At 33.6% G+C, this 22,424-nt stretch carries 21 protein-coding genes; 1 reads left to right on the forward strand and 20 read right to left on the reverse strand.

Annotated elements, in window-relative coordinates; all coding sequences use genetic code 11:
* The 10 genes from mutS to PYW31_RS07995 all read right to left on the reverse strand — a co-directional run bounded on the left by mutS (position 1) and on the right by PYW31_RS07995 (position 11,128).
* Positions 1 to 2,646, reverse strand: coding sequence for a DNA mismatch repair protein MutS (gene mutS / locus PYW31_RS07950; protein ID WP_046836292.1), 2,646 nt, complete (start codon positions 2,644 to 2,646; stop codon positions 1 to 3).
* Between the two features lie 471 nt (positions 2,647 to 3,117).
* A complete protein-coding gene (gene thiW, locus PYW31_RS07955; protein ID WP_046836291.1) occupies positions 3,118 to 3,609 on the reverse strand; it encodes an energy coupling factor transporter S component ThiW in 492 nt (163 codons plus the stop codon).
* A 27-nt stretch (positions 3,610 to 3,636) separates the two neighbouring features.
* Positions 3,637 to 4,002, reverse strand: a complete 366-nt coding sequence (locus tag PYW31_RS07960; RefSeq protein WP_046836290.1) for a YlbF/YmcA family competence regulator — start codon at positions 4,000 to 4,002, stop codon at positions 3,637 to 3,639.
* Entirely contained in the window at positions 4,002 to 5,543 is a 1,542-nt protein-coding gene (miaB, locus tag PYW31_RS07965) for a tRNA (N6-isopentenyl adenosine(37)-C2)-methylthiotransferase MiaB (RefSeq protein WP_046836289.1), read from the reverse strand. The genes PYW31_RS07960 and miaB overlap by 1 nt, the downstream gene beginning before the upstream one ends.
* 219 nt (positions 5,544 to 5,762) lie before the next feature.
* Positions 5,763 to 6,059, reverse strand: a complete 297-nt coding sequence (locus tag PYW31_RS07970) for a thiamine-binding protein (RefSeq protein WP_046836288.1) — start codon at positions 6,057 to 6,059, stop codon at positions 5,763 to 5,765.
* A gap of 214 nt (positions 6,060 to 6,273) precedes the next feature.
* Positions 6,274 to 6,657 (reverse strand): RrF2 family transcriptional regulator, encoded by a 384-nt coding sequence (locus PYW31_RS07975; RefSeq protein ID WP_046836287.1) that lies wholly within the window; start codon positions 6,655 to 6,657, stop codon positions 6,274 to 6,276.
* 111 nt (positions 6,658 to 6,768) lie between these two features.
* Entirely contained in the window at positions 6,769 to 7,389 is a 621-nt protein-coding gene (locus PYW31_RS07980; protein WP_046836286.1) for a poly-gamma-glutamate hydrolase family protein, read from the reverse strand.
* A 206-nt stretch (positions 7,390 to 7,595) separates the two neighbouring features.
* Positions 7,596 to 8,462, reverse strand: a complete 867-nt coding sequence (locus tag PYW31_RS07985) for a 2-oxoacid:ferredoxin oxidoreductase subunit beta (protein WP_046836285.1) — start codon at positions 8,460 to 8,462, stop codon at positions 7,596 to 7,598.
* Positions 8,463 to 10,223 carry a 2-oxoacid:acceptor oxidoreductase subunit alpha gene (locus tag PYW31_RS07990; RefSeq protein WP_046836284.1) on the reverse strand — a complete coding sequence of 587 codons (1,761 nt, stop codon included), beginning with the start codon at positions 10,221 to 10,223 and terminating at the stop codon, positions 8,463 to 8,465. It abuts the gene before it with no gap.
* 116 nt (positions 10,224 to 10,339) lie between these two features.
* Positions 10,340 to 11,128: a TIGR00282 family metallophosphoesterase gene (locus PYW31_RS07995; protein WP_046836283.1), complete on the reverse strand. Its 789-nt coding sequence runs from the start codon at positions 11,126 to 11,128 to the stop codon at positions 10,340 to 10,342.
* 170 nt (positions 11,129 to 11,298) lie between these two features.
* Between PYW31_RS07995 and PYW31_RS08000 the strand changes: the two genes are divergently transcribed.
* Complete coding sequence (locus PYW31_RS08000; RefSeq protein ID WP_046836282.1) at positions 11,299 to 11,514, forward strand: hypothetical protein; 216 nt, start codon at positions 11,299 to 11,301, stop codon at positions 11,512 to 11,514.
* Positions 11,515 to 11,689: 175 nt separating this feature from the next.
* Here the strand turns inward: PYW31_RS08000 and rny are convergent, their stop codons facing one another.
* The 10 genes from rny to PYW31_RS08050 form a co-directional block, all read right to left on the reverse strand.
* Positions 11,690 to 13,249, reverse strand: coding sequence for a ribonuclease Y (rny, locus tag PYW31_RS08005; RefSeq protein WP_046836281.1), 1,560 nt, complete (start codon positions 13,247 to 13,249; stop codon positions 11,690 to 11,692).
* Between the two features lie 343 nt (positions 13,250 to 13,592).
* A complete protein-coding gene (gene recA, locus PYW31_RS08010) occupies positions 13,593 to 14,639 on the reverse strand; it encodes a recombinase RecA (protein WP_046836280.1) in 1,047 nt (348 codons plus the stop codon).
* 171 nt (positions 14,640 to 14,810) lie between these two features.
* Positions 14,811 to 15,953 (reverse strand): CinA family nicotinamide mononucleotide deamidase-related protein, encoded by a 1,143-nt coding sequence (locus tag PYW31_RS08015; RefSeq protein ID WP_046836279.1) that lies wholly within the window; start codon positions 15,951 to 15,953, stop codon positions 14,811 to 14,813.
* 393 nt (positions 15,954 to 16,346) lie between these two features.
* Entirely contained in the window at positions 16,347 to 16,925 is a 579-nt protein-coding gene (gene pgsA / locus PYW31_RS08020) for a CDP-diacylglycerol--glycerol-3-phosphate 3-phosphatidyltransferase (protein ID WP_046836278.1), read from the reverse strand.
* Between the two features lie 26 nt (positions 16,926 to 16,951).
* Entirely contained in the window at positions 16,952 to 17,344 is a 393-nt protein-coding gene (locus PYW31_RS08025; protein WP_046836277.1) for a helix-turn-helix domain-containing protein, read from the reverse strand.
* A gap of 36 nt (positions 17,345 to 17,380) precedes the next feature.
* A complete protein-coding gene (locus PYW31_RS08030; RefSeq protein WP_046836276.1) occupies positions 17,381 to 18,211 on the reverse strand; it encodes a DUF3388 domain-containing protein in 831 nt (276 codons plus the stop codon).
* A 204-nt stretch (positions 18,212 to 18,415) separates the two neighbouring features.
* Positions 18,416 to 19,120 carry an elongation factor P 5-aminopentanone reductase gene (ymfI, locus tag PYW31_RS08035; protein WP_046836275.1) on the reverse strand — a complete coding sequence of 235 codons (705 nt, stop codon included), beginning with the start codon at positions 19,118 to 19,120 and terminating at the stop codon, positions 18,416 to 18,418.
* A 3-nt stretch (positions 19,121 to 19,123) separates the two neighbouring features.
* Positions 19,124 to 20,410, reverse strand: coding sequence for an EF-P 5-aminopentanol modification-associated protein YfmH (gene yfmH, locus PYW31_RS08040; RefSeq protein WP_046836274.1), 1,287 nt, complete (start codon positions 20,408 to 20,410; stop codon positions 19,124 to 19,126).
* Complete coding sequence (gene yfmF, locus PYW31_RS08045) at positions 20,407 to 21,699, reverse strand: EF-P 5-aminopentanol modification-associated protein YfmF (protein ID WP_046836273.1); 1,293 nt, start codon at positions 21,697 to 21,699, stop codon at positions 20,407 to 20,409. The genes yfmH and yfmF overlap by 4 nt, the downstream gene beginning before the upstream one ends.
* Positions 21,700 to 21,709: 10 nt before the next feature.
* Positions 21,710 to 22,423, reverse strand: a complete 714-nt coding sequence (locus PYW31_RS08050; protein WP_046836272.1) for a GntR family transcriptional regulator — start codon at positions 22,421 to 22,423, stop codon at positions 21,710 to 21,712.
* Position 22,424: the final 1 nt, after the last annotated feature.

Raw genomic sequence — 22,424 nt, forward strand, 5'->3', positions numbered from 1 at the left:
CTATTTCAACTGATTTTGTAATTCGCTAAGCTTTACTAACGCTTCAATTGGCGTCATATTAGATAGATTCAATGACTTAAGTTCATTTTCTACTTTACTTTGTTCTACTGGCGTATCAAATAAATCGAATTCTGTTTGTTCGAATTGATGGCTTTGCGCTTGTTGTGTTGTCTTATTTTGATATTCCGTACTCGACTCCTCAACTATTGCGGCATGTTGTGTATCTTGATCTTGTATAGCATCTGTTTTTAGTGTATTAACTACAACATGATTAGCTTCCTTATCATTTTGTTCAAATGCATTCAAAATAACCTGTGCCCGTTCAATAACTTCCTCTGGAAGGTTTGCCAGTTTTGCTACTTGGATACCATAACTATCGTCTACTGCGCCATCTTTAACTTTATGGAGAAAGATAAGTTCCCCTTTATACTCATTCGCAGCCACATGTACATTTTTCAAACATGTTAACGATTGATCGAGTGAGGTTAATTCGTGATAGTGTGTAGAGAAAAGTGTTTTTGCATGAGAAGTCGTGGCAACGTATTCAATCATCGCTTGTGCAAGTGCTAGTCCATCATATGTGGATGTACCTCGTCCTATTTCATCAAATATAATCAAACTATTTTCAGTAGCGTGTGCAAGTGCTTTTTGAGCCTCAAGCATTTCTACCATGAATGTACTTTTACCAGATACTAAATCGTCAGCTGCACCAATTCTCGTGAAAATTTGATCAAATACTGGTAGTATTGCTGCTTCACAAGGTACATATGCACCCATTTGTGCCATGATACTAATAATTGCGACTTGTCGCATGTAAGTTGATTTACCAGACATATTAGGCCCTGTAATAAGATATATGAATGAATCATTATTTAACTTACAATCATTAGGCACATAATCGTTGTAATCCATTACACGTTCAACCACAGGGTGACGTGAATGCGTCAGCTGCAATGTCTTATCTTCACTAAAACTTGGACGCGCATAATTATATTTTTGAGCTATTTCAGCAAAACTTTGTAAGCAATCCAGTTCTGAAATCACTTTTGCTTGTTTCTGTAATCGCTCTGTATACATTTTTATTTCTTCTCTTAAACGGACGAATAATTGGTATTCTAACTCTATCGCCTTATCTTCAGCTCCAAGAATAATGTCTTCTTTTTCTTTTAATTCATCTGTAATGAAACGTTCAGCATTAGACAATGTCTGTTTCCTATGATAACCAAAAGCTGTCGGATCAAATCCTTGTAAATTTGCCCTAGTAATTTCAATAAAATACCCGAATACTTTATTAAAACTAATTTTTAAGGATTTAATACCTGTACGTTGACGTTCTTTAGCCTGTAACTCTGCTAACCAAGATTTCCCATTTTTAGAAGCTTCTAAGTATTCATCTAACTCTGAATTAAAACCAGCTTTGAACAATCCGCCTTCTTTCACAGAAATAGGTGGTTCTTCTTTTAAACTATCTTCCAATAACATTAATAAATCATCTAATGGTTCTAGCGCTTTAAATTGCTCTGTCATTTGCTCATCAAAATCCCCTAATAAATGCTTGATGTTAGGAATTTCTGATATAGAGTGTTTGAGTTGTATCAAATCACGTGCATTCACGTTTCCGTAACTGACACGCCCGACTAACCGTTCAATATCATATACTTGATTTAAATGATTTCTCAAAGTGTCTCGTTCAATAAAATGATTGATAAACTGTTCTACTGTGTTTAAACGTGCTTCTATTTGCTGTTTATGAATTAATGGTCGATCGATCCATTGTTTCAAACGTCTCGCGCCCATAGGTGTTTTCGTTTCATCCATCAACCATAATAAGGTGCCCTTTTTAGTTTTAAGTCTCATACTCTCTGTTAATTCTAGATTTCGTTTAGCGTAAAAGTCCATTTTCATAAAATCGACCGCTTCATATTTAATAACTGACTCAATATGTGATAAATCTCTTTTTTGAGTATGATAGATATAATCAAGTAATAATTGCGTCGCTTGATATAAATGGGTTTCCGACATCGTATTGGCTTGATATTGTGCATCTGAAAGCTCAGAAAGTACTGTTATTGTTTCAGTTGTCAAACTAATTTGACGTTTTAATGCTTCATTTATTTCTTGATTCACAACTATTTCATTAGGATTAATAGTTGTAATTTCATTAATTAGCGTCGCTTCATCTTCAAAGTGTGTAACTTTCAATTCGCCCGTTGAAACATCGCAATAACTTAGCGCAAATGCATTATTATGGGTTAAAAAGCTTAATATATAGTTGTTTTGTTTTTCATCTACGCCCCCTTGATCCATGACTGTACCAGGCGTCACTATTCTTACTACTTCGCGTCGAACCATGCCTTTAGTTTGTTTAGCATCTTCCATTTGTTCACAAATAGCTACCTTGTATCCATTATTTATTAACGTTTCAATGTAACCGTCCGCAGAATGATAAGGAACGCCACACATAGGTATAGGGTCTTCTTTTTTAGCATCACGCTTAGTTAATGTAATTTCTAATACTCTCGAAGCCTCTTTAGCATCATCAAAAAACATTTCATAAAAATCGCCTAATCTAAAAAATAATAGACAATCTTGATATTGTGATTTTATTTTTAAATATTGTTGCATCATTGGAGTTTGGTTCGTCATAATAATATTTCACAATCCTTTTAATAGTTTCTTACTTTTAATTATATTTCGTACTTAATTAAACATATGATTCTCATCATTTTATAACTTTTCAATTCTTATCTTTCATCTTCTATATATACAATATTTATAGTATTTATTTTTTAATATTGCAAAAGGTAAATCTAACGCTAATGCATTATCGACAGTTGGTTAGATCTCTCTTAGATTTTATGTTGAAATTGTGAATTTAACTCTTAAATTTTAACACAAGTATAGCTTTACGCCTATTTATTCATTTAACATACTTACACATTCATCATGGATAAAGTATCAGCAGTCCCTTTAAAATAATCCACTGCATGATTACCTATAAAAAAAAGATTAAGACATATTATTAATCATAATTTTGTGATCCTCATAACGATTATTGCTATGGCTCAAAAATCACATCATGCTTAAGAATATATGTCTTAATCTCTTGTAAGTTAGTTATTTTAAAAAGCGTTTTAAAATGCCTTTTCGTTTTAATATCATTAATATGATGTAGCTTATGATAGCGCCAATAATACTAGAGACAATAAAGGCCAACATCAATGGTTTAATGGCAAAGTTTGAGAAGCCAAGTATCCAAGCCAATGGTATACACATTAAGCTCCCTATAATACCTGTACCTATCACTTCTCCAACTGCTGCCATAAAGATATGTTTTCTATAGTAATAGAATCCACTTGCTAATAATACACCTACCATACTTCCAGGAAAGGCGAAGAAACTACCTGTACCAAAAGTTAAGCGTAATATAGAAGATATAAATGCTTGCGCTAGCCCAAACCAAGGACCAACAAATACTGCACACAGAACATTGATTAAGTGTTGTATTGGTGCTGCTTTTACTGGTCCAAGTGGAATGACAACGATACTACTTAAAACAACATTTATAGCAATAAATATTGCAGTTAACGTTAACTTTTTTGTCTTCATATGGCTCATCCCCCTTCCGAAGATATTTTAAGTGTTATCATGATCTTGTTGATGTTGATTTAAACGATCTGACATCGTACTTATCATCATTTGCAACAAATCATTGGCTTCTGTTTGTGATTCTCTAAATTCTTCTACTATAGGTAAATCATTAATGTTTTGCTCAATATCATGTATTTTACCTTCTGATTGTTTGAGTGCTTCTGTTTTACCATAGTTTTGAAGATTCACTGATTGTTTTTGCGTCTTCTTTAAATCTTTCATACGTTGTTCGATGTGCTTGTTATGGTGAATTTGCGCCTCAACCGCATGATACTCTTTCACAGTATCTAAAGATTTAATACGTTCACTTAATTGCGTCGCCGCCTCTAAAATGTCATCTTTTTCATACATTATTGTGTCACCACAGCTTTTTCGCTGGCACGTAAAAACGTTCCATTCAAGGAATATTGTTTAGCTTCATCTACTTGTACGTCTACTAATTGACCAATCATTTCATTAGGCGCTTTAAAGTTAACTAATTTATTTTTAGATGTATATCCTGCTAACACATGTTCGTCTTTTTTACTTGCACCTTCACATAATACTTGAACAATTTGACCTTCATAACGTTTCATTGCTTGTTCTGAATAATAAGATACTTTTTTATTTAGTCGTTGTAATCGCTCTTTTTTCACGTCTGTTGGCACGTTATCTTTCATTTTAGCAGCAGGCGTACCATCCCTTTGTGAATAAATATAAGTATATGCGTGTTCAAATTCAACTTCCTCGTATAACGAAAGCGTCTCTTCAAACTGCGCCTCTGTTTCATTTGGATATCCAACGATAATATCTGTCGTTAAAGCCACATTAGGTATTTTAGCTTTAATTCTATCCACTAACTCTAAATAACTCTCGCGTGTATATTTACGCCCCATAATTTTCAAGACTGCATTGTTTCCTGATTGTACAGGTAAATGAATATGAGGTACGATATTACCGCCATTTGCAATAACTTCGATCATACGATCAGTAAAGTCCCAAGGATGACTCGTGGTAAATCTCACTCGTGGAATATCAATTTGTGTTATATCTTCAAGTAAATCGCCCAAGCCATACGCTAATCCTTCAATATCTTTGCCGTAAGAGTTTACGTTTTGACCTAATAAGGTAATCTCTTGATAACCTTGACGCGCAAGGTCTCTCACTTCTTCTATAATATCCTCTGGACGTCTACTACGTTCTTTTCCACGCGTAAATGGAACGATACAGTATGTACAAAACTTATCACAGCCATACATAATATTGACCCATGCTTTAATCTTTCCTTCCCTTACTTTAGGAAGGTTCTCAATAACATCGCCTTCTTTTGACCAAACTTCTACCACCATTGCTTTAGATAGATATGCTTCTTCTAAAATTTCTGGAAGACGATGAATATTATGCGTCCCAAAAATCATATCCACATTTTGGTAAGATTTAAGGATTTTATTCACTACTGATTCTTCTTGTGACATACATCCACATACACCTATTACAGTTTCAGGCTTTTCTTTTTTTAAATGTTTTAAATTGCCAATTTCACTAAACACTTTATTTTCTGCATTTTCACGTATTGCACAAGTATTTATCAAAATTACATCGGCTTGATTTATATCTTCTGTAGCTGTATAACCTAAAGCGCCTAATATCCCTGCCATGACCTCTGTATCATGTGCGTTCATTTGGCAACCATATGTTTTAATTAAAAAAGTTTTTCCATTTCCCATATTGCGATACTTCTCATCAATTTGGAAATCACGGTCATAATTCACTTCTTCTTTTCCACGTTTTCGAGCTTCTTTTAAGCTTGGTGGCTGATACACATGTTCAAAATACTTACTATAATCTTTAGCCTTCTTGTCACGTTCCGCTAAGATATCTATAGAAGTACTTTTTCTTTGTTCTTCATTCACTCTACAAAACCCTTTCTATATCATAAAAACTAAGAACAAACACTTTTTAAATATGCTTCACATCTCCGTATGGCAACCTAATCGTTCAAAGTTCTATAACTTATCCATAATCATTACTTTATTATATTAAATTTGATCTTAAAGTGCAAAAAGTCGTATATATAATTAAATCGACTCACCACTATTTGACGGTTGAATCGATTTCCTTAAATGATTGAATTAAATTTCATCATATTTTCCAGTTAGTGTCTCAATTGTTATACCTTCAGGCACATGGTAAAACTTCACTTGGCTAATTGTACTTGGGATTTCTAACTCAACCATGCGTTCGTTTAATTTTTGAATTAATATTAAGCATTCATTCATTTCACCTTGTACAGTCGTTTCTAACGGTCCTACTCTATATTCTAGTCCTGAGTCATCTATGACTTTGATTGCTTCATCAACATATGGGATAACGTCCTCACCATTAGCAGTTTTAGGAATAATTTGAATACTCATTAAAGTATCGTTCATACGAATACATCCCCTTAATTGTTTTACTTATTCTCTAGTTTATCAAATTAGTTATCTAAGGTATAGATTTTAATGAGGAAATTTTTGTTTAATACAAATGAATACGTAGTCTATTCATGTTAGATGTCATTTTCTTATTTTAATAATCTAGACACCAATGAAAATCCTGTGTAGATATCGAAATACGAATAATAAAACGTTGATTAATGATGTACTATACAAAATCTTTTAACGTTTTGTTTTCTAAATTATGTATTAATAGACGTTCTGACTCCTCCATAATTGCTTTAATTGGACAATTTTTGTCATGGCTAAAACTATCTTCTAATAGACTTTGTTGACCTTCAATCGTTACAATAACCTCATAAACTGAAACATTTTGCCACTCTTTTTTTAGTTGGTAACCACCTTTAGCGCCACTGTGTGCTGAGATGATATTTGCCTTTACAAGTCGGGTCAATATTTTAGATAAATAAGTTGTCGAAACAGACAGTGCTGAAGCTAAGTCTTGTACGGGGATTCTTGATGCTCCTCCATCACTTTTTATCATGTAAAGTAATGCATGCAAGGCGTAATCTGTTGCTTTTGAAAATTTCATAGTTTCATCATCTTCCTAATTATAGATATTATAAATCTATATTATCTTATAAAAGCCTATTACACAATCACATCCAGTATGAGGTGTTGAATCTAAAATAAAATAGCCATGTTAACCATTATCAACTGCTGAAATGACTGCATCCGTAAATTGATATAATAAGGAGGACCAATTATCTCTATGCTCTCTATCATGTAAATTAAATTTATTATTTTTAAAAAAACCTTTCCTTAACGCCACTGTTAATTCTAATTGTACTCCAGCGTCATTTTGACAACAATTCACAAAATTATCTGTATGCTTACCAGAAATATGTCCTGGTGCATCTTTTACAACTATATTCATTTGGTTTAATTGTACCTTAATACGCTCAATTAGTTCTCCATCTCTACCACCAATATAAACTTCTGGTTGCTGACCCATACACCCATGGACAGATATGGCGCATTGGTTATTTTTGACCATGTTCAAGAGTTTTGGCTCGTCGAAATGTCTTGAAGTGACATGTAATTCGTTATTTTTATTTCTTCTTACACCTTTAAAAGTATAAAAATCATATCCCCCACGTTCGCTCATCAACAACGCAATTTCTGTTGTACCTCGTTCTATTGCACCACCATGTACGGCAGTTATAATTGTTGGTTTCGCTGCTTCTTTTGTGATTATTTCCCAATCGACACCTTCTATTGTCTGTGACATGAGGTCAGTCATTGATTTAAATCGGTCTACCATTCCAATACCTCCAGCTAAATTGCGCTTTTACTTCTTTAAATTATGTATAGAATCCATATGTTCAAATGTGTCAAAACTAATAAAAATAGCTGACTCATTTCAGTATAGAGCATGGTCATTATACCAAACCTTATACTGAAAATAATCAGCTATGCTATATCCTGTTAAAAATTTTTCTTATACTACAAACGTTAAATGAACTATATTTATACAAATTGTTTTGTAAGTTCGTTAAACTGCGCTTCATCAATATGAATATCTTTTTTAGCTAATGGCGTACCTTCCATTTCTTCAATTTGAGATTCATATGATGGTGTTTCCGTATCTTGATAAACGATTCCTTTGATTAAAGAATTATATTCCAACACTTTTTGTGTCGCTATACTTTTACTAGACATATCATAGTCTTCAATATCTTCAATATCTGTAAGATTTTCTTTAAACCAATCGTATGTGTTTACTTTATTATATGTCACACATGGTGAAAATACGTTTACAAAAGAAAAGCCATCATGATTGATTGCATCCTCTATCATTTTAGTAAGTGCTTTGATATCACTTGAAAAACCTTGTGCTACAAATGTCGCACCTGATGACAATGCGAGCTCTAATGGAGCAACATTTTGTTCGATGTTACCTTTCGGTGTTGATTTTGTTACAAATCCTGGCGCTGAAGATGGCGATGTTTGACCTTTGGTTAAACCGTATATTTGATTATCCATAACAATATAAGTCATATTCATATTTCTACGCAAAGCGTGAATCGTATGTCCCATACCTATAGCATAGCCATCTCCATCACCACCTGAAGCAATTACAGTCAAATCTTTGTTTGCCATTTTAACACCTTGTGCAAGTGGTAATGAACGTCCATGAATACCATGCATACCATACGAATTAACATAACCTGATAAACGTCCAGAACAACCTATACCTGTAATAATTGCTACTTCTTCAGGTTCTAAGCCAACATTCGCTGTCGCTTTTTGAATCGCTGCTTGTACAGAAAAATCGCCACAACCAGGACACCAATTAGGTTTTACGTTATTTCTAAAATCTTTAAACGTTGCCATTTATACCAACTCCTTTAAACTTTTGGCAATTTCAAGTCCTTTAGTCTCAATTTCATTTGGCAAGAACGGCGTACCATCATATTTCGTTTGGTTCACTAATTTATCGCCTAAATTTACATTCATTTTTATTATACTAGCAAGTTGACCTTGGTAATTATGCTCAACCACTACAACTTTAGAAGCCTTGTTTACAGCTTGTTGAAGCGTTTCTTTCGGGAACGGGTGAAGTTGTCTGATTTGTAAATGATTCACTTTCAACCCTTGTGCCTCAAGCCTTGCTTTCCCTTCTTGAATAGCCCCTTTAGTTGAAATAAACCCTAAATAAAGGATATCCGCTTCCTCATGCGATTCATCTGATTCTACTGGATCTTGAATAAGTAACTGTTCAGTCTTACGCATACGTTTATCCATTTGTTGTTGTCTGTTTTCAGCAGATTCACTTGGCTTACCTTCAGTATTATGTTCGACACCTGTAACATGGTGAATACCACCTTTTACACCTGGGATAGGTCTTGGTGATACACCACTATCTGTTACGCTGTATCTTTCGAAGTAAGATTTATCGCCTTCTTCGCGTTCAATTTCTGACTGAATTAAAGCACCACGGTGTATTTCAATTCTATTATAGTCTAATTTTTCAACAGTTTGTTTACCCAATGAAAGCTGTAAGTCACTAAGTATAATAACTGGACATTGATACATTTCAGCCAAGTTAAATGCTTCAATTGTTAAATAAAATGCATCTTCTGCATCAGTAGGTGCCACTACTATTTTAGGTATATCGCCGTGCGTACCATAAATCATTTGCATTAAATCTGATTGCTCTTGCTTCGTAGGCAATCCTGTAGAAGGACCACCACGTTGCGTATTCATAATAACTAACGGCGTTTCTGTCATACCTGACAAACCAATTGCTTCCATCATCAAAGATAATCCTGGTCCAGCACTCGCTGTGAAAGCACGAACACCAGCATAATTTGACCCAATCGCCATATTTGCAGCAGCAATTTCATCTTCAGTTTGTACGACTGTGCCGCCTACTTTAGGTAAGTTATCAATCATATATTCCATTATTTCTGAAGCAGGTGTGATTGGATATGCAGCCATAAACCTTGATCCAGCTGATAATGCGCCCAATCCAATGGCATCATTACCTATCATATACAAGTGCGGTGTGTTATCTGTAGTTTGTAATACATAATCACCTTCTACAGTATCTAATTGCTCATTCATTAAACGATAACCTTCATTTAATGCTGCAATATTCATTTCAACTACTTTTTCACCTTTTTTACTAAACATGTTAGTAATTAATGCTTCAAAAGCTGTAATATCTAAATTCATTACTGCACAAGTTGAACCAATTGCTACCATATTTTTCATTAAAGCTGTCCCTAGTTCTTTTGCAGTGGCTGTAAATGGCAAAATTATAAGTTGCGCTCGGCAGCTTTCAGGTTTTTCTGGTTTTGCTTTACTATCTGCAATGATAACACTGTCTTCTCTCATTTCATGATGGTTAAGTTCAATTGTTTCTTGATCAAATGCGATTAATATATCTAAATCATCACTTATTGCGTGTACAGGTGATGTTGACACTCTTATTTTGTTATTTGTGTGGCCGCCTTTTATTCTACTTGAAAAATGACGGTAGCCATATAAGTAGTATCCCTTACGGTTCATAGCAGTAGCGAAGATTTCTCCTGTTGACTCAATACCTTCACCTTGTTGACCGCCCACTTTCCATGATACTTGTGATTTCATATCATCTTGCCTCCTAGTGGTTATAATAATTCATATTCAATCATATCAAAATAAACCACCCTATTACTATGTAAAGAGTGGTTTAAATTAAAATTCATACTAATGGACGATAATAGTTAAAACGGATGATCGTCATTGATGAGCACGCGCTCAATATGGGTTGTTTTACCTTCTTTATTAATATCAATAATTACACCTGATAATACTGAACGTCCTTCGTCTGGTACTACATGTCTTTGAGGTAAACTCGTAAGAAAACGATTAATGACCTCAGCTCTATTGATACCAAGTATACCGTCGTAGTAGCCAGTCATCCCTACATCTGTAATATAGCCTGTGCCACCAGGTAAAATTCTTTCATCTGATGTTTGTATATGCGTATGCGTCCCTACTACAGCACTCACTCTATTATCGAGATACCAACCCATCGCATTTTTTTCAGATGTTGTTTCAGCATGAAAATCTACAAATATATAATTTGTTTCCTTTTGCGCCTCTTCTATTAAAGCATCTGCTTTTTTAAATGGATCATCTATATCTTGCATAAATGCGCGACCTTGTAAATTTATAATCGCCAGTTTAATATCATTGATTTGGATGAAGCGCATACCTACTCCTGGTGCTTCGTCTGGAAAGTTTGCTGGTCGAACCATGCGTTTAGCATCTTCTATAAAATCATAGATTTGACGTTGACCATATGTATGATTTCCCATAGTCATAAAATCTACGCCTTCTCTTAATAAATCTTTATAAATTTTTTCAGTTAATCCTTTACCATGTGCAGCATTTTCTGCATTTACAATTGTAACTGTTGGTCGATGTTCCTGTTTGAGTCTCGTTAAGTATGTTGAAATAGCATCTCGTCCTACTTTACCAACGATATCCCCAATAAATAATATTCTCATTACATGTTCATCCTCTCTTACTGTTAGTTTAATGTAAATGATTTACGATTAAAAGTCTCTTTGTAAAATATCCATTAAAATCTATAAGTTTTAACCTATAATGTACGTGGTAAATATATTACTAGGAATAGGAAATTGATAATTCAAAATATAGGAGTTGGAAGTAATACATGTCTATTAATATTGATCCACAACATTTTGCTGACTTAGTAGTTACAGCAAATCCATCAAAAGAAGAAGACGCTGACAATATAGCTAAAGAAAGCTTAGAATTATACATTACCGCTTACCGTTTAGCTGAAAGATATGCAAATATATCTACAAATTGTTATGACACAGCTGAAGTTCTGAAAGAAGTCAAAAAGGCCGATTTAGAGTTAACTTAATATATAAAATTAATATAAAAATTTTGTGAACTGTAATGCTTTCATTTTACAGATATAGCAATAAGCCATCCATTTCTAAAATTTGGATGGCTTTATTATGTTACAAAAATTAATATTTAAGTTACATATGTTTAAACAAGAAAAAAGGTTAGCCATTGAATGACTAACCTTTTTCTTATTTTGCATATTCAATTGCTCTAGTCTCACGAACAACTGTCACTTTTATATGACCAGGATATTGAAGTTCATCTTCAATTTGGCTCTTAATATCTCTTGCTAAGCGATGTGATTTTAAGTCGTCGATAGTATCTGGCGATACAATAACTCGAATCTCTCTACCAGCTTGGATTGCAAATGCTTTTTCAACACCTTCATAACTTTCGGAAAGCGTTTCCAGTCTTTCTAATCTTCTTATATAATTTTCAAGTGTCTCTTTACGAGCACCAGGTCTTGCAGCGGATAATGCATCTGCTGCAGCTACCAATATCGAAATTATAGAAGTCGGTTCGACATCACCATGATGGGATTGAATTGCGTTAATTACTGTATCATTTTCAGCATATTTTTTCGCTAATTCTACACCAATTTCTACATGGCTTCCTTCAACTTCGTGGTCAATTGCTTTCCCAACATCATGAAGTAAACCAGCACGTTTAGCTAATGTAACATCTTCTCCTAGTTCCGCTGCTAGCATACCACTAAGGTGTGCAACTTCGATAGAATGCTTAAGTACATTTTGTCCATAACTCGTACGATATTGTAAACGACCTAAGATTTTAACTAAATCTGGATGCATATTATGCACATTAATTTCAAATGTCGCTTGTTCCCCGGCATCTCTAATAATATCGTCTACTTCTTTTCGAGCTTTATCTACCATATCTTCAATACGTCCAGGATGGATGCGTCCATCTGAAACAAGATTTACTAATGCAGTTCTTGCAATTTCACGTCTAATTGGGTCAAAACCAGAAAGAATAACTGCTTCTGGCGTATCATCTATAATTAAGTCAATACCAGTTAACGTTTCTAACGTTCTGATATTTCTTCCTTCTCTACCAATGATTCGACCTTTCATTTCGTCATTCGGTAAATTAACAACTGAAACTGTAGATTCAGAAGTATGCTCTGCTGCTAATCTTTGAACAGTTGTTGCTAATAATTCTTTTGCATTTTTATCGACTGCTTCTTTTGCTTCTTTCTCTTTTTCCTTAACAAGTATTGCAATATCTTGTGACAATTCCTCTTCAACTCTTTGAAGTTGCTCTTGAGCAGCTTCTTCTTGAGAGAGACCAGAGATGCGTTCTAATTCTTGTTCATGCTTATTTATTAATGTTTGAACACTACTCTCTTTTGCATCTACTTGTTGTTGTCTTTCTTCAAGTTTAGATTCTTTTTGCTCTAAAATCTCGTCCTTTTTATCTAAAAGATCTGATTTTCGCTCTAAGTTTTCTTCTTTTTGAAGAAGTCGGGATTCTTGCCTTTGAAGATCGCCGCGTCTTTCACGAAGTTCGTTTTCACTTTGTTCCTTCAAGATTTGATTCTCTTCTTTAGCTTCAAGAAGCTTTTCCTTCTTAATATTTTCCGCTTCTTTATTACCTTGTTCGATAATATCTTCGGCAGTTTGTCTCGCTTGTAATTGCTTTTGAAGCAATAAATTACGGGCTATAATATACCCTACAACAACTCCGAGAATAATACCTAGCAAAATGAGTAGGAGGCCTAATAAACTCACACAAACACCCCCTTTTTATCTAGGATTTTGCTCTGTATATCAATTTCAATATGATTATATGAAGTTATATAAGAATCATACAATGTAATTGTACGGTTTTGAACTAAGAAGTGTCAAGGTTTCCATATACATTAATTCAATATTTGAAGTGACTCTTTTACACTATATATACTATAACTATTGTTAACACTAATTTTACATCTTATAAGAACAAGAAAATAGTAAAATATAATATTTTCTTGTTCTTATATATATACAAAAAAATAAGCGCATATTTATATATACGCTTATTTTTATCTGAGGATGCAAACAAAATTATCTGCAGCATGCCCCTTCAATCAATTTATTCTTCGTCAAGAAGCGTTGTAGGCTTTTCTACTTCAGTCTCTTCAATATCGCCATCAAAGATACCAAGTTTTTCACGTAATTTTTGGTCTATTTCTTTTTTGACTTCCGGATTCTCTTTAAGGTATGTTTTCACATTTTCTTTACCTTGACCCATACGTTCACCATTATAAGAGTACCAAGCGCCTGATTTATCAACAATTTCTTGTTCTACACCTAAATCAATCAATTCGCCCTCTTTTGAGATACCTTGTCCATACATGATATCTACTTCTGCAACTCTAAATGGCGGTGCTACTTTGTTTTTAACTACTTTAATTTTTGTTCTATTACCAACAATATCTTGGCCTTGTTTTAATTGTTCTGCTCTACGAACTTCTAAGCGTACTGAACTATAGAATTTTAATGCGCGTCCCCCTGGGGTAACCTCAGGATTACCAAACATCACACCAACTTTTTCACGAATTTGGTTAATAAACACTGCCGTAGTGTTTGATTTCGAAATTGCACCAGAAAGTTTACGTAAGGCTTGGGACATTAAACGCGCTTGTAAACCAACATGCGTATCACCCATTTCACCTTCAATTTCAGCTTTTGGAGTTAAAGCAGCTACGGAGTCAACGACCACAATATCAACAGCGCCACTTCTAACGAATGCCTCTGAAATTTCTAACCCTTGTTCACCATGGTCAGGTTGCGATAAATATAGATTGTCGATATCGACACCTAACGCTTGTGCATATTCAGGATCTAATGCATGTTCAGCATCGATAAATGCTGCGACGCCACCATTTCTTTGGACTTCAGCTATAGCATGCAATGCAACTGTCGTCTTACCAGAACTTTCCGGACCATAAATCTCGATGATTCTCCCTTTAGGGTAACCACCTACACCTAATGCATTATCTAATGTCACAGAACCACTTGATACACTAGAAACTCGACGACCTTTGTTATCGCCTAATTTCATAACTGCGCCTTTACCAAATGATTTTTCCATATTTTTAATTACTGTATCTAAAGCTTTTTGACGATCGTTATCCAATGCTGGACCTCCTAATTGAGATTAATCTCTGTAAAATATCTTACCCATACTATACCTTGCTTTTTCTAATTTCGCAAGTATTTTGCGAATATTTGTTCGCTAGTAATCGAATCTTTTCTTTAAAAGTAGAACACACGTACTACATTTTATTGATTTTTGCTATTTTTCCTGTTAGTTAAACCATTTTAACAACCTTATGAGTGCATAATTTTGAGTTCTGCTTTTTATTAGATTACGACGTTGATTCATTTTAAATGATTGTACATTAAGTTGATTGTTAGACAAAATGCCTAAGTATACAGTGTCATGCTGACGTAATAATGCGACAGCAACTTCTGTGTGATATAAATCTTTAACAATGTGCGTAGCAACTGAAAGTTGATTATCGATAGATTTATTTTCATCTAAAAATTGTGGGTGATGCACAAGCATACCTTTAAGGTTCTGAGAATCATTAAAATTATTCATTCTAGAATAGAGTTCGCCATCCGTCACACCATCATACAATGCGAAAGTCTGTTTCATATTATTCATAAACGACTGTTCGATTAAAATGTCATCAGAACCATAGTAATAAGTGCCTATTCGATTTAGAATTTCTTTTTTTATAGGTGCAATTAATGACTCACAAGATTGTTGGCTCTCACCATTCGCAGTCAACCTAATATTCACCTCATGTGTACCAGCTAGAGGTGCAATCGTCGGATTGGTTTGTTCGTCAATTAAATCCATTAACTCGGTTTCTACTTTCGACTCTCCAATACCAGCAAAGCGTAATAATTCCGAGAATATTGTATGCTCACCATTCATTAAATATGGTAACAATTCTTGTTTTGCCATTGGTTGCATTTCTTTAGGGGGTCCAGGTAATAATGCGATACGCTTATTATGATGCTCAACTAGCATACCTGGTGCCATCCCCACTTTATTTTCTAATACATGCGCTTGATCTATTACTAATGCTTGTTGACGATTGTTGGGCGTCATGTCTATATTCTGATCTTTAAAATATTGTTCAATATAGTCTAACGCTTGCTGATCTATAACTAGTTCACGTTCTAAAATGTTGGCTACAGTGTGCTTTGTTAAATCATCTTTCGTAGGACCTAAACCACCTGTAAGAATGACCATATCATAATTTTGTAATGCTGTGTTCACGACACGTTCTAATCGTTCCGGGTTATCCCCGATAACATTATGTTCAACAACACTATGTCCAATGCCGTTTAATAATTTCGATAGATATTGCCCATTAGTGTTTGCTATCTGGCCTAACAGTAATTCTGAACCCACTGCGATAATTGATATTTTCACAATATTTCCTCCTTGAAACAAGTAACACAATTTTCATTTTATATGCTTAACGCTCTATACCATATACTGCATACTGCGAAACTTTATTTATTGTTCCCTTAATTATAAATCTAAATCCTTTTAAAAACTAAAGATAAGTTTTTAAATTTAAAAACTTAGAGAATAAGAATAAAAAAACTGGAAGCAACGCTACGTTTAACGTCGTTTCCAGTTCATATAACTAAATAAGAGTGACATTTCCTTCTGTAACTATCTGTCTACAATCTAAAATGTTGAAATCTATCTAAAGGTTACTAGGACACCGATATGTATCGGGCTTGAAGCAAGTGCCACTTCACAGTGTTTATGCAAAGTTTGAATATGTGTCCAAATATAATAACTTGTGCACTGACCTTATTGTGCTTTAAACACATCTCTACCTTTATAAAAATATTCTATTCCGGATAAGATTGTGAAGAATACACCAATATATAGCAGTACATTGCCAAGTGAAAAGCCAATCCAAGTTGCCAAAGGATCACCTAATAGTATCCATACAATTGCCACCATTGTTATAGCTGTCTTTATTTTGCCTAATTGACCTGCTGCACTTACAAAGCCTTGTTCAATTTGTAATAAACGTAATCCAGTAACAGCAAATTCACGTGCAATGATAATAATTGCTACTACAGAATTAGTTAAATCTATTTGTACTAGTGCTATTAATGCACTGGAAACTAATAATTTATCTGCTAATGGGTCTAAAAATTTCCCCATATTTGTTACCAGTTCCCATTTTCTCGCTAAATAGCCATCTACAAAATCACTTAGCGAGGCAATAATAAATATAATACCACTTATTAATAATTCGATTTTCACTTCGTATCCACCAATAAATGATACCTTACCAAATCCAAAATCTACTAAAGCAAATAACATAAATATTGGAATTAGTATAACTCTGAAAACGGTTATCCAATTCGGTATATTCATAAAAAGTCCTCTTTTCTATATATAACTTAAAGCATTAACACAGCTAAAATCCACAATATAGTTGTAATAATAACTACAAAACTAATAATTATAGCTAATTGCATCGGTTCATTATTCTTACTACGATATGTAGGTTTTTTTTCTTGTGAAAAAGCTTCTATCGTACGTTGCATTTGCTCGTCGTTATTAGGTATTTCATCTCTATGTGCTTCTATCAATTGTTCCGAATCAATATTCACAGCTTTTGCATATTTTTTAATGAATCCTTCAGCATAATTTTCGTTATTTAAAGCTTCAAATTCATTTGTTTCGATTAATGTTAAAGTTTGACGTTTCATCTGAGTACGTGATTCTAACTCATTCAATGTCATACCTAATCTTTCACGACGTCCTTTTAAAGTTTGACCAACTGAATTCACTTTGTGAGTCCTCCTCAGTCATTATTTATTAGATTTTTATTCAAAAAAACCAAATCCGCCACCAAAACCATTTTCACCAAAATCCAAGTTATTTTTACTTTTTACGGTTTGCTTTTTCATTTCTTCATAATGAATTTCTTGATTTTTATTTTCTCTTAATTCGATAATATAGTCAAAATCTTTCATTTCATAATCACTTGTCTCAACGAATAAGTCTGGGTGTTCAACTACTTTAATCGCCGGTAAACTCATCACTTCTTTAACTAATTCTTGGTGTTTTTGACTAGATTCCCTAGCTGTGACCGCACCATCAATAATATAAACATGATCCGAATCATACTCACCTTTAATTAATGAACTTCGCACTGTTTGCTTAATTAAAGTTGAACTAATAAACAACCACCGTTTATGTGCACATACACTACCAGCAACAATAGATTCTGTTTTACCGACTCTTGGCATGCCTCGGATACCTATCAATTTATGCCCTTTTTCTTTAAATAACTCTGCCATAAAATCAACAAGTAAACCTAGGTCATCTCTTTCAAAACGAAATGTTTTTTTATCGTCTGCATCTTGTTCTATGTATCTACCATGCCTAACTGCTAATCGATCACGTAGTTCAGGTTTACGTAATTTTGTAATAGAAATATCATCTATCTCAGTTACAATATTTTCAAATCTACTTACTTTTTCTAGGTTATCAGACTTAATCAGTAGACCTCTTCGCCCCTCATCAATACCGTTAATCGTTACAATACTAATACCCATCATACCTAACAAGCTTGAAACATCGCCTAATAACCCAGCACGGTTCATCGTTATCTCATACTCTAAATACCATTCTTGTCTCGTAGCTACTGCCATGAAAGAAACACCCCTTCGCTTAAAATCCACAGTTAAATAATATAATAGACTTGAAAAAACAAATCGTCTAGTAATATCCTTATTTAACACTTTAATTTTAACGAGATATATTTTAAATTTAGAGACCTATTCATCTCTTTTATTATAATGATATTATACCATTGAATCTTTGCGAGTTGTTTGATTTTTATACGCTGTTCAAAATTATAAATACCATGCGCCATTCACTTTCTGTACAGTGCCAGTAATACTTTTGGCTAAAGGATGACAGAGATAACTGCATGTATGTGCAATTTCTTCAGGTTTAATGAATCTTTGCTGAGGTAAATCTTGCATGATTTCTTCAAGTGAGGCTTCAGACCAATTTTGTGCCATATTACCACTCACAAAGCCAGGCGCAATTGCGTTAACTGTCACAGATGTCATAGCAAGTTCCTGACTTAATGCTTTAACAAATCCAATTTGTCCAGACTTCATGGCAGAATATATCGTTTCTAAACTTGCTCCAGTTTCTCCCCAAATTGAAGAAATAACAACGATTCTACCATTTTCACTTTGTCGCAATTGATCAGTAAAATATCTGCATATTCTTATTAATTGACGCAAATGAATTTGAAAACTTTCATCAATCATTTTGTCTGTTGTATCTTGCAACAGACTATATAAAGCTGTACCACTTGCATATATTAAGCAATCCACATTTTGTATAAAACTAAAATATGGGTCTAAGTTATTAACTTGCGTTAAATCACATCTTACGAACTGTACTGCACGATGTTCATAGTGCGCTTGCAATGCCTCATGATTTGCTTGATTATAGTGGATAATGACTTCATATCCATCTGATAGCAAACGCTCAACAATTGCAGTACCTATCGTGCCAGAACCGCCGATGACTAATGCTTTCATAACTTATTTCATCTCCAAGCGACTATCTACAACTTGATCTAAATTTAAGCACACTTCTGAAGTTGCATTTACGCTATCAAGTGTAATATTTTCAACTATTTCTAATAAATCAAATAGACTAACACCTTCAAAGTATAGTTTCGTATATTGATTAGCAATATATTCGGGAGAGTTTAAACCTGATATAAATTCACCAATAAATTGTTTTTTCAATAAATTAAAAGCTTCTTCATCATTTAATTTTCCTTGTTTAAGCTCTAACTCATCTAACAATAACGTTTTTAATGTATCAGGCTGTTGTGTTGCACTCGTAACCAATGAAAAACTATACGTCGGTTCCAATACAAATTGATAACCAAATGTTTCATCAATTAAATCTTGATTGAGTAATGATTGGTAAAAATCAGTTTCTTCACCGAATATCATTTCAAAGAAGAGCGTCATCTCTAAATCACGTTTCACAAATTGCTCAGCCGGTTCATTTTTCAAGACTTCATTTTTAAAGCCAATCATAAGTCTTGGCGATTGTAATTTCATCGACTCAGCAACAAAGTGTTCATTTACTTCAGACTTTTCTATTAAAGGGTCTCTAACAATTTCAGGTTGGTACTCTTTATCTCTAGCATCTTCATGGTTAGCAATCACTTGATAAATGTGATTAGGATCAACATCTCCAACAACAAAAAGCATCATATTTGAAGGATGATAGAACGTTTCGTAACATAAATACAAATCGTCTTTATTAATTTCATAAATACTTTCAACACTACCCGCGATATCTACTCGAATTGGATGGCTCTCATACATAGCTTTAAGTGTATTGAACATAAGTTTATAGCCTGGCTGTTCTTGATACATCTTTATTTCTTCAGCAATGATTCCTTTTTCTTTATCGACAGTCTCCTTAGTAAAATACGGCGTTTCAACCATCGTCAACAAACGTTTAATATTACGTTCAACATGGTCTGTAGCACTAAATAAATAGCTTGTGCGGTCAAAACTTGTAAATGCATTGACTTGAGCATTATCTTCAGCAAAAGCAGTAAATAAATCTTCTTCTTCATTTTCAAATAATTTATGTTCTAAGAAATGTGCAACTCCATCTGGAACTGTTACATATGTATCGCTACCATGTGGCTTGAATTTATTATCTAGTGATCCAAATTGTGTCGTATAAGTCACAAATGTTTTTTGAAAACCACGTTTAGGTATAATAAATACTTTCAAACCATTATTGAGTTCTGCTTCAAAAACACGTTCATCTATTTGCTCATAATATGTTTCTCTCACGAGTTGCTACCTCCTTTTGTCAAAATGTATATCGTATCAAGAATTGTTTCTTGAGCTAATGCTATAACATCTTCTCTTGAAACTTGTTGAATACCTCCAATATAAGATGATTCTGACATATCTTCTTCTAGCAAAATATTGTTATTTAATATTTCAATAATACTTTTAGGTCTATCTTGAGATTCTTGTCGTTGCGAAATGATAACTTTTTTAGCTAATTCTAATTTGTCGTTATCAAATTCTCCTTTTTGAAACTTTTCAAATTCAGAAATAATCGTGTCTTTTGCAGTTTCATATTTATCTGCAGACACACCACTAAGTACAAACATATATCCATTCTTTGCATCTATTTGAGAATGAATTGAATAAGCTAGACTTTGTTTTTCTCTCACTTCATTAAATAGCACAGATGAAGGATCCCCACCAAACATAATATTAAAAACTACGATAGCAAAATATTGCGGATCTCCATATTGGGCTGGAAACTTGAAGCCCATATTTAATTTTGCTTGATCAACTTCATCTTCTTCAACTATTTCTTGCGGTAAATTATGCCCCTGTTGAGCAGCAGTTACTTGTGATAATTTAAATTGCTTTGGCTTGAGCTCAAAATAAGTTCGAATCTGTGATTGTACTGCTTCTTCATCTACATTACCTACTACGTATACGGCGCAATAGTCGTCTTGTAACATAGATTGATATGTATGATATAAACTTTCAGGTGTAACATCTGATATGTAGGCAACTTGTCCAGTCGCTAAATGGCGATACGGTTGATCTCCAAACATATATTTCAATAAATTTAAAAATGATATTTGCGATTTGTTATCAACCATTGCTTCTAATTTTTTAGTAAGTAATGATTTTTCTTGTGCTACAAAGGTCTCATCAAAACGTTCATTTGAAACGAGTGGATTACATAAAATCTCTCTAAATAATTCTAATCCTTTTTCAAAAAGCGGCGTTTGATCTTTAAGATAACGTTCATTAACTAATTCCAATGAAATTGTAATGACATGTTTATCTTTAAACTTTGATACAAAACTATTTACATATGCGCCATATAATTGAGATAAGTGGCGTGTAAACGCTTTATCTGTCGGCCATTGTTTAGTCGCACGAACAAGCAATTTACTTAATATTGAACGTGATGTCATGGTTTCATTATCTAATGGAGCCATAAACTTAAATGTTATTGTTGTGGTTTTAAATTTTGTTGTTGGCATTACTTTAATGTGCAAGTCATTTTTCTGTTTATCTATTTTCAAATTGTCATGCCTCACTTTCATAATTTTGTTTTTATATTCTATTTCTAACCGTTTTGAATTTAACTAAACTACTTTTGAAATAATTAAATGAATAAAATATTGGTTGGTCATCTTTATCATAATGAATTAATTTCAATAACATTAGTCCTTCATGTGGTGAAGCATCTAATACATCAGAAATATGTGGTTCATAGCTAATTGCTTCTATCTCTGTTTCAGCATAAGCTACTTTTTGAGAAGCATTTTGTTCAATAGCATTTAAAATAGATTCATCACTACTTTGATACTGGGCACACGTTAAAATACTGGTCGGTACTTTATCCAAACAATAGACCATGGGTATGCGGTCTGCCATTCTTATCCGTTCGATAATGGTCACATAAGCTTTTTCAGGAAGATTAAGCTTTTGAGAATCTAAAGATGTTGCTGGCTTTTCATCAAAACTAATAAACTCTGTACCTGCACTGTATCCCTGTTCTTCAATCATCTTACTAATACTTACAAGTTCACCTAAAGGATAAGAGAAGGGGTGCAGTGATTTCACACTAGCCCCTTCTTCCAAATTATTAGATAAAACTTGTTCTGTAATTAATTCATCAATAGCATCATATACATCATCTGTTTTAACATTTAATTTTCTAGCAATTGCTAAATGACTTGGTAATTGCTCACCATCATGCAAGTCGCCATTTTTGATTTGCTGAATCATCCATTCTTTTACTTTATAAACAGAAGTAAGTTCCATA

It is taken from the genome of Staphylococcus succinus, assembly GCF_029024945.1.
In the GTDB taxonomy this organism is placed as follows: Bacteria; Bacillota; Bacilli; order Staphylococcales; family Staphylococcaceae; genus Staphylococcus; species Staphylococcus succinus.

Bases quoted from the DNA above. Each gene is read 5' to 3' on its own strand.
- PYW31_RS07960 (WP_046836290.1), bottom strand. From the start codon at position 4,002: ATGTATGAAAAAGATGACATTTTAGAGGCGGCGACGCAATTAAGTGAA.
- yfmF (WP_046836273.1), bottom strand. From the start codon at position 21,699: ATGAAAGTGAGGCATGACAATTTGAAAATAGATAAACAGAAAAATGAC.
- PYW31_RS07975 (WP_046836287.1), bottom strand. From the start codon at position 6,657: ATGAAATTTTCAAAAGCAACAGATTACGCCTTGCATGCATTACTTTAC.
- thiW (WP_046836291.1), bottom strand. From the start codon at position 3,609: ATGAAGACAAAAAAGTTAACGTTAACTGCAATATTTATTGCTATAAAT.
- PYW31_RS08030 (WP_046836276.1), bottom strand. From the start codon at position 18,211: ATGGCAGTAGCTACGAGACAAGAATGGTATTTAGAGTATGAGATAACG.
- ymfI (WP_046836275.1), bottom strand. From the start codon at position 19,120: ATGAAAGCATTAGTCATCGGCGGTTCTGGCACGATAGGTACTGCAATT.
- PYW31_RS07980 (WP_046836286.1), bottom strand. From the start codon at position 7,389: ATGGTAGACCGATTTAAATCAATGACTGACCTCATGTCACAGACAATA.
- PYW31_RS08000 (WP_046836282.1), top strand. From the start codon at position 11,299: ATGTCTATTAATATTGATCCACAACATTTTGCTGACTTAGTAGTTACA.
- PYW31_RS07990 (WP_046836284.1), bottom strand. From the start codon at position 10,223: ATGAAATCACAAGTATCATGGAAAGTGGGCGGTCAACAAGGTGAAGGT.
- pgsA (WP_046836278.1), bottom strand. From the start codon at position 16,925: ATGAATATACCGAATTGGATAACCGTTTTCAGAGTTATACTAATTCCA.
- PYW31_RS08050 (WP_046836272.1), bottom strand. From the start codon at position 22,423: ATGGAACTTACTTCTGTTTATAAAGTAAAAGAATGGATGATTCAGCAA.
- PYW31_RS07970 (WP_046836288.1), bottom strand. From the start codon at position 6,059: ATGAACGATACTTTAATGAGTATTCAAATTATTCCTAAAACTGCTAAT.
- PYW31_RS07995 (WP_046836283.1), bottom strand. From the start codon at position 11,128: ATGAGAATATTATTTATTGGGGATATCGTTGGTAAAGTAGGACGAGAT.
- PYW31_RS07985 (WP_046836285.1), bottom strand. From the start codon at position 8,462: ATGGCAACGTTTAAAGATTTTAGAAATAACGTAAAACCTAATTGGTGT.
- mutS (WP_046836292.1), bottom strand. From the start codon at position 2,646: ATGACGAACCAAACTCCAATGATGCAACAATATTTAAAAATAAAATCA.